This is a genomic window from Agrobacterium sp. BT-220-3, assembly GCF_025910175.1.
Classification (GTDB): domain Bacteria; phylum Pseudomonadota; class Alphaproteobacteria; order Rhizobiales; family Rhizobiaceae; genus Agrobacterium; species Agrobacterium oryzihabitans.
On the sequence record NZ_JAPAIX010000006.1, the window covers coordinates 196,388 to 211,787 of the forward strand.

Annotated in this window: 16 protein-coding genes; 11 read left to right on the forward strand and 5 right to left on the reverse strand. The window is 60.2% G+C overall.

What is annotated here, in order from left to right; genetic code table 11:
- Window positions 1-23 precede the first annotated feature (23 nt).
- Genes OK142_RS17220 through OK142_RS17240 form a run of 5 tightly spaced genes read left to right on the forward strand, consistent with a single transcriptional unit; the run spans window position 24 to window position 3,904 of the window.
- Window positions 24-254, forward strand: a complete 231-nt coding sequence (locus OK142_RS17220; RefSeq protein WP_035242983.1) for a hypothetical protein — start codon at window positions 24-26, stop codon at window positions 252-254.
- Entirely contained in the window at window positions 251-1,711 is a 1,461-nt protein-coding gene (locus tag OK142_RS17225; RefSeq protein WP_498684131.1) for a TolC family protein, read from the forward strand. Before OK142_RS17220 ends, OK142_RS17225 begins: the two co-directional genes overlap by 4 nt.
- 14 nt (window positions 1,712-1,725) lie before the next feature.
- Window positions 1,726-3,075, forward strand: coding sequence for a multicopper oxidase family protein (locus tag OK142_RS17230; protein ID WP_082185149.1), 1,350 nt, complete (start codon window positions 1,726-1,728; stop codon window positions 3,073-3,075).
- A 43-nt stretch (window positions 3,076-3,118) separates the two neighbouring features.
- Window positions 3,119-3,595, forward strand: a complete 477-nt coding sequence (locus OK142_RS17235; RefSeq protein WP_003498221.1) for a cupredoxin domain-containing protein — start codon at window positions 3,119-3,121, stop codon at window positions 3,593-3,595.
- A gap of 24 nt (window positions 3,596-3,619) precedes the next feature.
- A complete protein-coding gene (locus OK142_RS17240; RefSeq protein ID WP_313607615.1) occupies window positions 3,620-3,904 on the forward strand; it encodes a copper-binding protein in 285 nt (94 codons plus the stop codon).
- A gap of 151 nt (window positions 3,905-4,055) precedes the next feature.
- On the opposite strand, the gene OK142_RS17245 is transcribed toward OK142_RS17240, so the two are convergent.
- Window positions 4,056-5,576 (reverse strand): MFS transporter, encoded by a 1,521-nt coding sequence (locus OK142_RS17245; protein WP_498684135.1) that lies wholly within the window; start codon window positions 5,574-5,576, stop codon window positions 4,056-4,058.
- Window positions 5,577-5,741: 165 nt separating this feature from the next.
- Here OK142_RS17245 and OK142_RS17250 point away from each other — a divergent pair, with 165 nt between their 5' ends.
- On the forward strand, window positions 5,742-6,596 hold the full coding sequence (locus OK142_RS17250) for a LysR family transcriptional regulator (protein WP_003498218.1): 855 nt from the start codon (window positions 5,742-5,744) through the stop codon (window positions 6,594-6,596).
- A gap of 254 nt (window positions 6,597-6,850) precedes the next feature.
- A complete protein-coding gene (locus tag OK142_RS17255) occupies window positions 6,851-8,386 on the forward strand; it encodes an FAD-dependent monooxygenase (protein ID WP_498684138.1) in 1,536 nt (511 codons plus the stop codon).
- A 141-nt stretch (window positions 8,387-8,527) separates the two neighbouring features.
- Here the strand turns inward: OK142_RS17255 and OK142_RS17260 are convergent, their stop codons facing one another.
- The gene (locus OK142_RS17260) at window positions 8,528-8,809 is read right to left on the reverse strand and encodes a K+/H+ antiporter subunit F (RefSeq protein ID WP_318283701.1); all 282 of its coding nucleotides are present in this window, start codon (window positions 8,807-8,809) and stop codon (window positions 8,528-8,530) included.
- Between the two features lie 317 nt (window positions 8,810-9,126).
- On the opposite strand from OK142_RS17260, the gene OK142_RS17265 reads away from it, so the two are divergent.
- The 4 genes from OK142_RS17265 (at window position 9,127) to OK142_RS17280 (ending at window position 12,411) form a co-directional block, all read left to right on the forward strand.
- The gene (locus OK142_RS17265) at window positions 9,127-10,287 is read left to right on the forward strand and encodes a calcium:cation antiporter (RefSeq protein ID WP_498684139.1); all 1,161 of its coding nucleotides are present in this window, start codon (window positions 9,127-9,129) and stop codon (window positions 10,285-10,287) included.
- A 72-nt stretch (window positions 10,288-10,359) separates the two neighbouring features.
- On the forward strand, window positions 10,360-10,668 hold the full coding sequence (locus OK142_RS17270) for a hypothetical protein (protein WP_137039357.1): 309 nt from the start codon (window positions 10,360-10,362) through the stop codon (window positions 10,666-10,668).
- Window positions 10,669-10,766: 98 nt separating this feature from the next.
- Entirely contained in the window at window positions 10,767-11,513 is a 747-nt protein-coding gene (locus OK142_RS17275) for a F0F1 ATP synthase subunit A (RefSeq protein WP_082185155.1), read from the forward strand.
- A 115-nt stretch (window positions 11,514-11,628) separates the two neighbouring features.
- Window positions 11,629-12,411: a pyrroline-5-carboxylate reductase gene (locus OK142_RS17280; RefSeq protein WP_498684141.1), complete on the forward strand. Its 783-nt coding sequence runs from the start codon at window positions 11,629-11,631 to the stop codon at window positions 12,409-12,411.
- 14 nt (window positions 12,412-12,425) lie between these two features.
- On the opposite strand, the gene OK142_RS17285 is transcribed toward OK142_RS17280, so the two are convergent.
- The 3 genes from OK142_RS17285 to OK142_RS17295 form a co-directional block, all read right to left on the reverse strand.
- On the reverse strand, window positions 12,426-13,034 hold the full coding sequence (locus OK142_RS17285) for a nucleotidyltransferase domain-containing protein (RefSeq protein ID WP_498684143.1): 609 nt from the start codon (window positions 13,032-13,034) through the stop codon (window positions 12,426-12,428).
- Between the two features lie 264 nt (window positions 13,035-13,298).
- On the reverse strand, window positions 13,299-14,897 hold the full coding sequence (locus OK142_RS17290; RefSeq protein WP_498684145.1) for an MFS transporter: 1,599 nt from the start codon (window positions 14,895-14,897) through the stop codon (window positions 13,299-13,301).
- Window positions 14,894-15,334, reverse strand: a complete 441-nt coding sequence (locus OK142_RS17295) for a DoxX family protein (RefSeq protein ID WP_137039353.1) — start codon at window positions 15,332-15,334, stop codon at window positions 14,894-14,896. Before OK142_RS17295 ends, OK142_RS17290 begins: the two co-directional genes overlap by 4 nt.
- Between the last annotated feature and the right edge of the window lie 66 nt (window positions 15,335-15,400).

A 15,400-nucleotide genomic window follows, 5' to 3' on the forward strand; every position in this document is an offset into this window, starting at 1 on the left:
ACATCTCCTGTTCGGACATTACCATGAATCCTATTTACATCGTGGTGGCAGCGCCCCTGCTTCTGGGCGGCTGCACGGCCACATCGTCAATGAACGAGGCTGCCTCGTATGAAGACGCGGCGAACCCGTCGCTCGGCGTCGCACCCATCCGTTATCAAACGCCGGTCACGGGTTATACCCACCGCGCCCCGGCGGATCCGAAGCCCTGGCGTAACCAGAACGATGCGCAGGCTCCGAAAGGAGACGCATCATGACAATACGTATATTCAAACTCGCGGCCGCCCTTTCCTTCCCCGTCATTCTCGGCGGCTGCGTCACGGCCGCCGAGTACACCTCGAAGAATGCGGGCTTCACCACCGTCTCGGCCAAAACATCCGAAGCGACCGGTAAGCAGACGGTCTGGATACAGAACCGGGCCGAGGCGCAGGCAACCGCAACCCGCGTCAAATCGCTGATGTCAGCGAAAACCATCGATGTCGAGACGGCGGTTCAGGTCGCACTGCTCAACAATAAAGGCCTTCAGGCGGCCTATACGGATCTCGGCGAATCGGCCGCGACCGCCTGGCAGTCGACCATGCTGGTCAATCCGAGGGTAGGCATCGGGCTGACGGGCATCGGCACGCCGGGGCTAAGAGCCTATAAGGCGATCGAGGGTGTGATCGTCACCAATATTCTGGCGCTGGCCACCCTCAAACAGAATGTCGAAATTGCTGATACCGGCTTCCGCAAGGCGCAGCTCGCCGCCGCGCTGAAGACGCTGCAGCTTGCGGCAGATACCCGTCGCGCCTGGATCACCGCCGTTGCGGCCTGGGAAAATGTTGGCCAGCTGGCTCAGGCGCAGGCTGCGGCGGATGCCGCCTCGGAACTTGCCAAGAAGCTTGGTGAGGCGGGCTCGCTCAACAAGGAAGGCCAGGCCCGCGAACAGGTCTTTTATGCCGAGCTGACAGGCCAGATCGCCAAGGCGCGGCTTGAGGCCCGCCTTGCGAAGGAGGAACTGACAAGGCTGATGGGACTGTGGGGAGGAGACATCGAATACAGCATCCCCAACCGCCTGCCGCAACTTCCGAAGGATCTGGCCAAACGCGACATGATCGAAGCCGAGGCGCTGCAACGCCGCGTCGATCTGCAGATGGCCAAACTCGATCTGGAATCGACCGCCCGGTCGTTCAAGCTCACCGAAGCCACCCGATATGTCACCGATCTCGAGCTTCGTTCCGGTTTTGAAACCGAACGCGAGCGCGATGAGGACGCCATAAACAAGCAGACGACGGGCAATGCGGAACTGGAATTCGTCATTCCGATCTTCGATTCCGGCCGGGCGAGAATGCGGGAATCCGAACTTGCCTATATGCGCGCAGCAAACCTGCTGGCGGAAAAGGCGGTCAATGTCCGCTCCGAAGCCCGCTCGGCCTATCAGGCCTATCGCTCGAACTACGATATCGCCCGGCACTATCGCAACAGCGTGGTGCCGCTGCGAACGAAGATCGAGGAAGAGTCGCTGCTCACCTATAACGGCATGCTCACCAACACCTTCGAACTGCTCGCCGACAGCCGCGAAAAGGTCAACTCGAACCTGCTCGCCATCAATGCCAAACGCGACTTCTGGCTCGCGGAAGCCGACCTCGCTCCCGCCATCTATGGCGGTGGCGCGGCTACGGCAGGGGCAGAAACAGAAGTTGCCGCCGCTGGTGGCGGCGGTGGCGGACATTGAGAAAGGAAACGGCCATGTTCAATAGAAGAAACTTTCTGGGTGTCGGCGCCGCAATGGTCTCCACGGCGGCCTGGGCAAAGACATCGAATAGCAGCCTGCCGGAAGCGGCCGTGATGGAAACGGCAGCAACCCAGGCGCCGGTCAAGCCAACCACCGGTCCCGATTACAACCCGGTCGTCACCCTCAATGGCTGGACCCTGCCCTTCCGGATGAACAATGGCGTCAAGGAATTCCACCTTGTCGCCGAGCCGGTGGAACGCGAAATGGCGGAGGGCATGACCGCCCGCCTCTGGGGCTATAACGGCCAGTCGCCCGGTCCGACCATCGAGGCCGTCGAAGGCGACCGGGTGCGCATTTTCGTGACCAACAAGCTGCCGGAACATACGACGATCCACTGGCACGGCATGATCCTGCCATCGGGCATGGATGGCGTCGGCGGCCTGTCGCAGCCGCATATCCCCGTCGGCAAGACCTTCGTTTACGAGTTCGATCTCGTGAAATCGGGTACCTTCATGTACCACCCGCATTCGGACGAAATGGTCCAGATGGCGATGGGCATGATGGGCTTCTTCGTCATCCATCCGAAGGATCCGACATTCATGCCGGTTGATCGCGACTTCGTGTTCCTGATCAACGCCTATGACATCAACCCCGGCTCCTATGTGCCGAAAATCATGACGATGACGGATTTCAATCTGTGGTCATGGAACAGCCGGGTGTTTCCGGGCATCGATCCGCTGGTGGTTTCCAAGGACGACCGGGTGCGCGTGCGCGTCGGCAACCTGACCATGACAAACCATCCGATCCACATGCATGGCTACGATTTTGAGGTGACCTGCACCGATGGCGGCTGGGTGAGGCCCGAGGCGCGGTGGCCGGAAGTGAGCATCGACATCCCCGTCGGCGCGATGCGGGCCTATGAATTCGACGCCAAATATGTCGGCGACTGGGCGATCCATTGCCACAAGTCGCATCATACGATGAACGCCATGGGGCATGACGTCCCGACCTTCATCGGCGTCGACAAGAAAACCGTCACCGAAAAGATCCGCAAGGTCCGGCCGGAATATATGCCGATGGGTACCGCCGGCATGGCCGATATGGGCGCCATGGAAATGGAAATCCCTGAGAACACCGTTCCCATGATGACCGGCTGGGGTCCGCACGGCCCAATCGAGATGGGCGGCATGTTCTCCGTGGTGAAGGTCCGCGAAGGCATCTCCGCCAGCGATTACTCAGATCCCGGCTGGTACGAAAACCCGCCCGGAACCCAGGCCTGGGAATGGACCGGCGACGTGCCGGCGACCGAAAAGACCAATGATCCCAAAACACAGATCACGCCGAAACCGATGAAACACGGCTGATCGTGCAGACCACCACCCCCCACAAAACCAAGGAAACCATGCAATGACCAGACTGAAACTTGCACTGCTTCTCACCGCCCTTGCCACGCCCGCCTTCGCCTCCGGCACCCACGGCGGCGGCCATGAAGCGATGGCGATCGGCGAACCCGGCGACAAATCCAAGGTAACGCAGACCATACAGGTGACGATGAAGGAAACACCTGACGGCAAGATGCTGTTCACCCCCGCCAAGTTCGAATTCAAGAAGGGCAAGACCGTGCGTTTTGCCGTGAAGAATGTCGGCGAGCTCGATCATGAATTCATTCTCGATGAACAGAGCGCCAATCTGGAGCACAAGGCCGCCATGGAAAAGGCCCCGGAGATGGAACACGACAATCCCAACGCGATCAGCCTCGCACCGGGCGAAAGCGGCGAAATCATCTGGAAGTTCACCAATGACGGCATGTTCGAATTCGCCTGCCTGAAGCCCGGGCATTACGAGGCCGGCATGCGCGGCGATCTCAAAGTTTCGGCAAAGTAACCCATTCACCAGAGGAATCTGACCATGAAGACAATCGTTAAAATCTCCGTTGCAGCAGCGTTCCTGCTTGCCGCTCCCTTCGGCGCATTCGCACAGGAATTCACCAAGGGCACGGTGAAGAAGCTCGACGCCGCCGCCAAGAAAGTCACCATCATCCATGAGGAACTGAAGAACCTCGACATGCCGGCCATGACGATGGTGTTCCGCGTCAAGGACGACGCCCTGCTCGCCAAGCTCAAGGAAGGCGCAAACATCGAGTTCGTCGCCGAACGTGCCGACGGCAAGCTGGTCGTCGCCCAGGTGAAATAAGGCCTCCACAGCCTGCACACACCCGTGAGGTCCAAAAGGAACCGGAACGGGTGTGTGCGATATCATATTCCCACAATAGTCTGGGCGCCGGGTCCGAAGCAGAATTGCAGGTTTTGAAAACGCCTGACGTATCGTGCCCGATCAACGCCCCCTAAACGTGGACAGGCTTTCGCGCCGGGCCGAAGACCACAAAGCTGAGAGCGGCGAGCAGCCAGACACTGATGCCTGCATAGAGCATGACCAGACCGAAACCGTCGGCCAGCGCCTGATGGACGAGCGCATCCGAAACATGTTCTGCCGACGATCCCGCTGTTCCCGCCGCAATCTTCTCCGCGAGCGAACGCAGGTCGTAAGCATCCATGCCGGACGGCAAATTCGCCTGAAGCGAAGACCAGACGCCCTCGACCAGAATAAAACCCATGATCGGGATGTTGATGGCAAGCGAGATCATTCTGGCGCTCATGTCGATGCCGGAGGCCATGCCGGAACGGGCGGCCGGGACCGCACCCGTGGTCGTGTTGGTCACCGGCGTGTTGGTAAGGCCAAGCCCGACACCGGACAGGATGCAGCCGGGCAGCATGGTCAGCCAGCTCGCATTTGCGGCATCGCTGCCGAGCTTCATCAGCATGAAACCGAGACCGATGGTGAACAGCCCGGCCGGGACGACAAGGCGGGGTTGATAACGCAACGACAGGCGTTCTGCCAATGGTGGCACGACCAGTGCGGGCAGCGTATAGGCAAGCAGACCGAGACCGGCGGTGACACTGTCATACCCTAGCCCTGCCTGAAACCAGATCGGCAGATAGATCATGAACGGCCAGAAACTGATGTTCATCGCCGCTGAGCCGATGATCGCGCCGGAAAAGGGCCGGATGCGAAACACGGAGAAATCGAACATCGGCCTTGGCGTGAGCTTTTCGGCGATGACAAAGGCGATGAAACTCGCAGCCGCAACACCAAGGATCAAAAGTGCCTCTGGGCTGGCAAATCCGAGTTCCGGTCCTTGGGTGATGAAAAAGGCGAGGCAGAACACGGCAGCAGAGAGCGTCGCAATGCCCGCAAGATCAAGGCGTGTCGCCTCCGGGTCGTGCGATTCCTTCACACCGGCCATGGCAAGCAGCAATGTGACGATGCCGAGCGCCACGTGAACGAGAAAGACCCATTCCCAGCTCCACAGGGCAACAATGGCGCCGCCGATGATCGGGCCGAAGCCCAGCCCCACGCCGGAAACAATGCCCCACCAGCCAAACGCCATGCCGCGCTCGCGCGCCGTGCGGAATTGATGGGACAGGATGGCGATCTGGCACACCAGCATCGCCCCGCCGCTTAAGCCCTGAAGAAAGCGCGCGCCAATCAGCACCGCCACACTTTCCGTCATTCCGCAGGCGAGTGAGGAAAGCGAGAAAGCGACGATGCTTCCGATGAAGACCCGTTTGCGGCCGAAACGGTCGGCCAGCGCGCCGGTTGCCATCAGCACCATCGTCACGCCGATCGTATAGGCGTTCATGATCCACTGAAGCTGCCGGAAATCCGCATGCAGAACCTGTTCGAGCGTCGGCAGGATTGCCGGCACGCTGGAGATTTCCAGTCCGAACATCAGCGCGGAAAGACAGACGGCAGCAAGCGCAAGCGCGCTTCTGCTGGCGGTTGGGGCGGTAACGGCAAGGGTCACTTCTTCAGCCTTTCGTGGTTCAGACCGCGGCGGTAAATCCGGGCATGACGGGGTGCGCTCGCTGCAGTCGATATGTTGCAATGTCGAAGGCAAACTAGTGAAAGCTTGACCATAACTGAATTGGATGATTGGCTATTTCAGAGACAACAAATTTGGATCATTGCCATGACCACGCTGGATGTGGATGCCGTCCAGGCTTTCGTAACCATCGCCGATCTGCAGAGCTTCACCCGTGCGGCCGAAACGCTCGGAACCACACAGGGCGCCATCAGTGTCAGGCTGAAGCGGCTTGAAGACCGGCTCGGCCAGCGGCTCCTCGAACGGACACCGCGCTCGGTGAGGCTGTCTGCGCAGGGCGCCGTATTTCTCGCACCCGCGCGCGAATTCCTCGCCGCGCATGATCGCGCCATGGCCGGGCTTTTTTCCACGCGCCGACGCTTTGGCCTTGGCATTTCCGCCCATGTTGCCGGCCCGGAAGTGCCAACGCTGCTGGCGCGGCTCAACGCGCATGATCCCGGACTGACGATTGAGGTGCGGATGGACAATTCCCGCACGCTGCTGGATGCCTTCGACCGCGGCGAGATCGACGCCGCGATCATCCGGCGCGAGGATGACAGGCGGGATGGCGAAGTACTCGGGCCAGAGCATTTCGGCTGGTTCGCAGCCCCGCAGTTCGAGCATCGTCAGGGCGAGCCACTGCGGCTGGCGGCACTTTCGCCCGCCTGCGGCGTGCGCGACATCGCCGCCCGCGCGCTCGACTCCGCCGCCATCGCCTGGACGGAAGTCTTTCTTGGCGGCACCTCCTCGATGGTGACTGCGGCCGTTTCGGCCGGTCTCGCCATTTCTGCTTTTTCCTGCCGTCTGGCGCCGCCCGGCACTGTCGAGGTCAGCCAGCGTTTCGGCCTGCCGGCGCTGCCTTCCACAGAGATCATCATGTTCTCGACCCTGACCGACAGCAGATCCCGCGAGGCGCTACGCACGCTCGCCGCCGCTTTCCGGGAGCATCGGCCGACATTGTGAGCAATGACAATTGCCGAACTGCCGGAAACCGGATTTGGCTTGCCGGGCGATCGCTGCGGCACTATAGAAAAGCGTCGAAAAAGGCACGACTTGGTGTGGTCTAGCCCAAGTCCTTTCGGAAACGAAAGCTCTGTCCATGCCCCGTGCATGAGTCCCACGACGAACAACGACGCTGTTCAGGCGTCAAATTGTTCGTCCGTGTGGTTCTCAAAAACGACGAGCCGCTCCGGTCGAACGACCCAAAGGAGCAGTTCATGTCAAATACCCCAGAGACTTACGATGTTGTCATTGCCGGTGCCGGTCCGGTCGGCCTGTTTCTCGCCTGCGAGCTGCGTCTCGCAAACCGCTCGGTGCTGGTGCTGGAGCAGGCATCGGACCCTTACTCGCCGCTAAAGCAACTTCCCTTCGGCATGCGCGGTCTTTCCACACCCACGATCGAAAGCTTTGACCGGCGCGGCCTGCTGGATGAGCTTACCGAACGGCAGCGCGCGAAAGAGCAATCGAGCACCGGCCAATCGGCCGCACACTGGATGCACCAGCAGCACCGGCCGGGCGGCCACTTCGCCGGCATTCAGTTCTTCCACGAAAATATCGACATTTCGAAATGGGCCTATCGCCTTGCGGATTCGACACCCGTCACCCTGGCTTCCAGCATGGAGGAAATCGAAGCCGTTCTGGAGAAACGCGCAACCGCAATGGGAGCCGAGATCAGGCGTGGCGCCGGTGTCGAGGGCTTCGAGCAGTCGGATGAGGCCGTGACCATTCGCGCCGGCGGCAAGACATTTCGTGGACGGTGGCTCGTTGGCTGCGATGGCGGCCGCAGCACCGTGCGCAAGGCTGGCGGTTTCGATTTCGTTGGCACCGATCCCGAATTCACGGGCTATTCCGTCGAGGTCGACATGGCGGATGCGGAAAAACTCACTTCCGGCCGCCACTACACGCCGACCGGCATGTACACCTATCAAAAACTTGGAACCATCGCGATGGTCGATTTTGATGGCGGCCGGTTTCACCGAACCCAGCCGATCACGCGTGAGCATGTGCAGGCCGTGCTGCGGCATATTTCCGGCACCGACGTCACGGTCTCAAGCCTTCACCTCGCAACCACCTGGACGGACCGAGCCTATCAGGCCACCGCATACCGCAAGGGCCGGGTATTGCTGGCGGGCGATGCCGCGCATATCCACTCTCCGCTTGGTGGGCAGGGGCTCAATCTCGGACTGGGCGATGCGATCAATCTCGGCTGGAAGCTTGCAGCGACGATCCGTGGCGATGCACCGGACGGATTGCTGGACAGCTATACGAGCGAACGGCACCCATTGGGCGCACAGATCCTTGACTGGTCGCGTGCCCAGGTCGCACTTATGCGCCCAAGCCGGAGTACTCGGGCGCTCGCAGCCATCATTCGCGATCTCATCGAGACCCGTGATGGCGCGACATACTTCGCCGAACGCGTATGGGGCGTTTCCATCCGCTATGAGCTTGGCGGCGAACATCCGCTTGTCGGCCGCAGCATTCCTGATTTCAAACTGGCAGACGGGAGGAGGACCGGAGAACTTCTGAGGGAAGGACGCGGTCTGCTTTTGAACTTTGCCGCGGACGCATCCCTTGAAGCGCTGGCGCATCGCTGGAATGGACGGATCGCCTATGTCGCAGGCGATGTCGAAGACCGGGTGGGATTGAGCGCTGTCCTCGTGCGACCCGACGGCATCGTCGCCTGGGCCACGGAGGCCATTCCTGATGAGGCGGAATTCGCGGAGGTGGCGGCCCGATGGTTCGGTGAAATTTGACGTTCAGCTGAAGCAGGAACTGGCATTGCGTAGCGATGCGAAATCGACAGGGATTTTGCATCGCTACATTGTCCGCGCCGGCAATTTGACCAATTCTTCCAGCGACTTGTCAATCCTGAGCTGAAACCGTCTACCGCCTCATCACTCGATCACCTCCCCTCGCATCAGAAACTTTGCGAGCGCGACTGTCGAAACGAAGCCGAGAACTGCAAGGATGAGAATAAAGGGGAGATAGAGAGCGTTTCCGGTTTTGATCGCCAGCACCAAGGCCTGCAATATTGCCAGATTATAGATCGTGTCGACAGCCATGACGCGATCCTGCGCCCGTGGCCCCTTGATCAGGCGATATGTGACGAGCGCCATGGAAAGCAGAAGCATTCCCTGCGCAAAGGTGGTCGACCAGTAAATGATATCCGAACTCAACATCGCCGGCACCGCTCAATGCGGTCGCGCGGGAGAAAAAAGGCAAATCTGCTCAGGGTAATTGCAGGGGATCATGGCTTTGCTCCTCGTGTTCTTTACACACGGGGCCGTCCCCTCTTGATCCGGATGGCGCAGGTCGTCCTGCACGGAAGTGTGCTATCATCAGCGACACAGATCTTCAAGGCAGGCATTCCAGCACCATTGCCTTCAAGAACACTGTCATGATATCGCTAACCGTAACTGCTTGACGAAGCTTCGTTCGGGACGACCCGAATGCGACAGATTGCCGGGGACGACCCCAGATGAGGTCGCCTGCAATGTCAGATACAAAATCTCCATCATTTATCCGTGGCGCCTGGCCCAAACTCGTCGTGGCCTGGCTGGTCGTCGTGGTTTTTCAGTCCGCCGGGACGTCGTGGCTTTCGCCGGATATGACCCCGACCGTTGCAATATCCTGCTTTCTCGTTCTCTTCGCCACCATTCTGATGGCGGCTTTCGGGGTTGTGAAAGAGGCCGATGAACTGGCCCATCAGTTGGGCGAACCCTACGGAACGCTCATTCTCACCCTCTCGATCGTTGCAATCGAGGTGATCCTGATTGCCGCCGTGATGCTCGGGCCAAACGAGGCCTCGACGATCGGAAGAGATTCCATATTCGCCGTGATGATGATCATCCTCAACCTCGTGACGGGTATCTGCCTGCTTGCGGGCGCGATACGGTACGGCGAGCAGGAATATAATGCGCCGGGTGCCGTCTCCTTCATCGCAATGACGGTCGTATTGGCCGGTGTCGCGCTTCTGGTTCCGAATACGCTGTCGGCTGGCGATGGCACGTTCACCGCTCTCCAGGCCGTCGTGGTTTCGGTCGTAACCGTGATTGTCTACGGCGGTTTCCTCGTGCTTCAGATGGGCCGTTACCGCAGCCATTTCATGCAGCCCGCGCCGGGTCGGATGTCGATCCGGCTGGCGGAGCCAATTGCTCGCCCGGCCCCGGAGGCCGATATTGCGGCGGGTGGCGGAGCCCGCAAAAAGAACATCGTTCACTCGGCGATGCTGATCGGGTTGATGTTGCCAATCGTGCTGCTCGCGCACGACCTTGCCATCGTCATCGATTTTGGCGTCGCCCGGGCCGGTGCTCCCGTTGCGGTTGGCGGCGTGCTCATCGCGATCATCGTCTTCACACCGGAATCGATTACGGCCGTGAAGGCTGCGCTGAAAAACGAGACGCAACGGGCAATCAACCTGTGCCTTGGGGCATTTGTCTCCACTGTCGGGCTGACTGTGCCGGCGGTTCTGACGGTCGGCCTCCTGTCCGGCAAAACGGTGATCTTCGGAATTTCGCCCACGGAAACCATCCTCTTTGCGCTGACCATCGCGCTGACGACACTGACATATCTTGGCCGGCGGACATCTGCGGTGCAGGGGCTGCTGCATCTGATGCTGTTTGCAATCTTTGGGCTGCTCTTGTTTACGGCCTGAGAACGTCCGGCATCGCGGGACGACCCGCGCTCTGCAAACCCACACGGGGACGGCCCCACAATCGTGAGATTCATGATGTGGAAAACGCAGCAGACGCTTTATCGAGACATTTCGAATACGGCCATGCGAAGTGCACACGAGCGCACTGCAAGCTGGAAAACGCTGATCTCAGCGGCCGTGATCTTCATTCTTGTCGCCAACAACGCGGTCAGACTTTCCCGCGCCGATGCATTTGCCCGAAAGCCATTGCCACCCGCCGACGATTTGGCTAGAAAGCGCTCGCGCGGGACGACCCGCGCCTTGAAACGTTCCGGGGACGGCCCTGATTCTCAAACTTGGGATCAGGATGACCGACATAGCGAACACCCTCCTCATTTCTGATGCTCCACCACACACGCGGTCTTCCTGCGTCCGGCACAGCCGCGACCTGGAGCATCAGCATATCCCTGTCATTGCCGCAATTTACTGAAGGACCCTCCATGGCCGGCCCTATCGAGCAATTCGAAGTCAAACCTCTCGTTGAAATTACCATCGGTGATATCGATCTCAGCTTCACCAATGCCTCGGCATACATGTTCCTCACCGTCACCCTGGCGAGTTCGTTCCTGCTGCTTGCCACGAGCAGGGCGCGCCTCGTGCCCGGCCGGTGGCAATCCAGCGCGGAAATGCTTTACCTGTTCGTCGCCAAGACACTGCGTGACAATGCCGGCGAGCAGGGAATGCGGTTCTTCCCCTTCGTTTTCTCGCTTTTCATGTTCATTCTGTTTGCGAACATGATCGGCATGTTTCCTTACGCTTTCACGGTTACGAGCCAGATCATCGTCACATTTGGCTTGGCGATGATGGTGTTCGGCACCGTCACGCTGTATGGCATCTTCAAACACGGCATCCGTTTTCTCGGCCTGTTCAAACCGGCGGGAATACCGGCAATTCTCGCGCCCATCATCGTGCCGATTGAAATCATCTCCTATATTTCGCGACCGGTCAGCCATTCCGTCCGCCTGTTCGCCGTCATGCTTGCCGGTCACATCACCCTGAAGGTCTTTGCCGGTTTTGTCGTGTCGCTGGCGAGCGTCAATGCTCTCGGCATGATCGGCGCCATCGCGCCGCTTTTCATGACGGTCGCAATCACGGCGCTGGAGTTTCTGATGGCCGCTATTCAGGCCTATGTGTTCACGATGCTGACCTGCATGTATCTCAATGACGCCCTGCATCCGGGGCACTAGAGCATCGATCTGGAAATCGGCCGTCTCCTTGTCGACAATTCCGGGTGGAAAATTTAGCATTGCGTGAAAACCAGACGAACGACCTCACTTTCGGCCCTCGCCGCGCGGAGCAAGCATGTCCCTTCCCCAGAAGATCGGTTTTATCGGAACCGGAGCGATCACCGATGCCATGGTAAGGGGCCTGCTCGGCAAGCCCGCCGCCGTGCCGCATGTCATGGTGTCCCAGCGCAGCGCAGATATCTCCGCCAGGCTTGCCAGCGATTTCCCGCAGGTGATCGTGTCCGGCGATAATCAGGTTATCATCGACGGCTGCGACACCGTCATGCTGGCGATCCGTCCGCAGATCGCCGAAGAGGTCATCCGCGCCTTGCGATTCCGGGATGGGCAAAAGGTCATAAGCGTCGTTGCCGCGACAGACCGGCAGGCCCTTCTCGACTGGATCGACGCGGATGTGCGCCTAACGCAGGCGATCCCCCTGCCCTTCGTTGCCCGGCGCAAAGGCGTCACTGCCCTATATCCGCCCGATACGGACACGGCGGCGATCTTCAACGTGCTCGGCAATGCGGTGGAATGCGAAACCAAGGCGGAATACGACCTTCTCGCCGCCGCAAGCGCGTTGATGGCCACCTATTTCGGCATCATGCAGCACACGACGGAGTGGCTTGTTGAGAACGGCCTGCCGGAAGAGAAGGGTCGCGCCTATCTTGCACCTCTCTTCGCCGGCCTCTCCGAAGTGGCGCTGAATGCCGGCAGGGACGCCGACTTCATCGATCTCAGCCGCGAATTCGCCACCAAAGGCGGGCTCAACGAGCAGGTCTTGAACGATTTCAACGACAATGGCGGTTCGGACGCGCTGAAGCAGGCTTTGAGCCGCGTTCTGGACCGAATTACGCAATAGGCGCAATTCGACGCCTACAGCGCCTTTGCCCACTCGTGGTCCGGGTGGAGGCGCTCGAGACAATCCCGCAGCCACCGACGCTCCGCCGCGGGCAATTTCGGCACGGCGTATGCGAAGTCTTCCTCGTCCTTGGGCCGGCGGTGCTTTGCCTTGAACAGCAGCACGGCGGCGGGGTTGAGGTAAGGAATCCCGCCCGCGGTCCGCGAGACCATTTCGGTGCGGGGCCGGCTAATCTGCGGCTCCCTCTTATAGACCCAGCTTTCATCCGTTCCCGGCTCGATCATCATATCAACCCGCCAGCGGAGGGCGGCACGATCAAAACACCATATCTGGAAAATCTCTGTCGCCGGTTCCCGGTCGGCGGCCAACCGTTCGAGCACGCCGTCATTGACGGTATAAAATTCCACATCGTTCAATTCGCGCCGGAAAATGCCCAGATCCGCACGAAGAATCGTGAATTCCAGATCCTCGTGCTCGCGTGTCTTCTTCCCATGCCAGAGATCGAGCGCCCAGCCGCCAACCACGCACCAGGGTCGCGATACACTGCTCAATCGCCGGAAAAGCTCGGCAGGGCTCCAGGCCTCCCAGGCATCCTGGTCCGGGACGGGGGTTTGATTATTCATGCTGGCAGGTCTCTTTATGCGGTTGTCATGGTGGTGAGTTTAGTTCCGGCGGCCACCGGGATGTTATATGCATCGGGATGTGAGACAAGTTCGTTCGCACCGAAGAAAGAAGCGGCTCGGGGCGGGGCGCGCCTCCTCGATCGACCGCGGCGACGTCGTGATATCAAGACGATTATTCTGCTGCAGCATTTCGCCCTTCGGCTTTTACAGGAAAACGAAGGGTCTGCAGACAATAAAAAGGGGCCTGTCGGCCCCTTTTCCAATTCAAGCTTTTCCTGGACGATTGATTGTCAGGAAGTGCCGCACGACCGGTCTTTCCAGCCCCGAGTGATAGGCGAGTACCTTGCCCTGGAGATCCGCATCGGCATTGGAGACCCGCTTGTGCTGGCGCAGGTGCTCCGCCCAGGATTCGACCATGAACCATTCGACGATCTTCTGCGGATCGGCGGAGTCTTCGGTCACACCCCACCCATAGGCGCCATCACGCCGACGCTCCTGGGAGAGTTCGTCAAGCGCATGCAGGAATGCGCTGCGGTGATGTTTTTCGACATTGTATTCGATCAATATCAGAACCGGGCCGCGGTCATGGGCCACCGGCTCGGCAATGAGCGGCTCCGGCCAATGGTTGGAAGGCACCATATCCGCATCACCGGTGGGCAACTTCAGGCGATGCATGACGAGACCGGCGACGAACAGACCGGCCGCGCCGATCAGCAAGGTTCCCGGCACGCCCGCCGCTTCGCCAACCGCACCCCAGCCGAGGCTGCCCGCCGTCATCGCGCCGTTAAAGACGGTGAGATAGACCGCAAGGCCACGGCCGCGGACCCAGTTAGGCAGGACGGCCTGCGCAGTGCCATTCAGCGTCGTTAGCGCCGTGATCCAAGCGCCACCGAGGAAGAGCAGGATGATGAGGGCCAGCCATTGGGGCGGAGCGAACGACAGCCCGGCCATGACGAGCGCAGTGATGAGGGCAGCCCCTAGAAGCAGGGCGTCGGCATCAAAACGTGCGCGCAGTTTCGGCATGATCAGCGCGCCGCCGATGGCGCCGGCACCGACCGCGCCAAGCAGGATGCCATAAAAGCTGGCATCTCCGCCGAGTAATTGCCGGGCGACCAGAGGCAACAGTGCCCAGACGGCACTGGCAAAAGCAAAGAAGATCGCGGCCCGCAGCAGGACGACATGCAACGGCCGGCTGGCGCGGGTGTAACGAAGGCCCGCCCGGAATGCCCCGAAGAAACCTTCGGCCAGTGTATCATTGGCGTTCTTCGCCCTTGGCCACCATAAAAGCGCTGCGATGACCACGAAATAGCTTGCGACATCGGCGCCATAAGTGAATGCCGCGCCGAAAGCCGCGAGCAGGATGCCGCCGGCGGCGGGACCGATGGAGCGGGCGATATTGATGCCCAGCGAGTTCAGCGCCACGGCGCTCTTGATATCCTCACGTTTCACCAGTTCCGGCACGATGGCCTGCCAGGTCGGCCCCATCAGCGCCGCACCAATACCGCCGAGGAAGGTGAGCCCGATCAGCGCGCTGACGGACAACAGGCCGGTATGGGAAAGAACCATGAGGGTGACGCTGACCGAGGCCAGCAGAAGCTGCACGGCGATCAGGAACTTGCGGCGGTCGAGAATATCGGTCAGCACGCCGGCCGGGATCGCCAGAAGAAAGATCGGCAGGGTTCCGGCCGCCTGAACCATGGCGACGGCCGCTGGCGAGGCCGAAAGATCGGTCATCAACCATGAACTGGCGACATCGCGCATGAAGCTGCCGGTATTGCCAAGCACTGTCGCCGCCCAGAGGACCGCGAAAACCGGTTGTGCAAGGGGAGCAAAGCTGCTCGCGGAGGGTTTTGCGGCATTCATTTGCCTGTTCCTTTCGTGAGATCGATTGCAGCGACGATGATGAAGGCGCCGGCAAGGCCAAGATGCTCGAAGAAGGCGTTGGTGGCCATCATGCGGTCCATGCCGGGCGCCATTTCCCAGAAACGGAGAGCGATGAGGGTGGCGAGAAGCGTGAAGCCTGCAAGCGCCAGAGCACCGGCCCAGCGCAGGAAGCCCGACACCACCAGAGCGGAGGCGGTAAGCTCGAACAGGATGACGACGATAGCGAATGCGACCGCCGGCTGAAGGCCAAAATGATTCATCTCGGCAATCGCGCCGGGGAAGTCGAAGATCTTGGTCAGCGGCCCCTGAATATAGGCCGAGCAGAGCGCCAGAAGCGCTAGGGTTTTTGTGGCGGGCGCGGCAACGATATCGGCGAGAAGCCCGCGAGGGTGAAGGGTTGAAGATGGCTCAGTCATTTTTTGCTCCTGCGATCTGGCCGGTCGGTTCGAGCGGCGCTGCGTTCATCTGATGGAGCGATATTG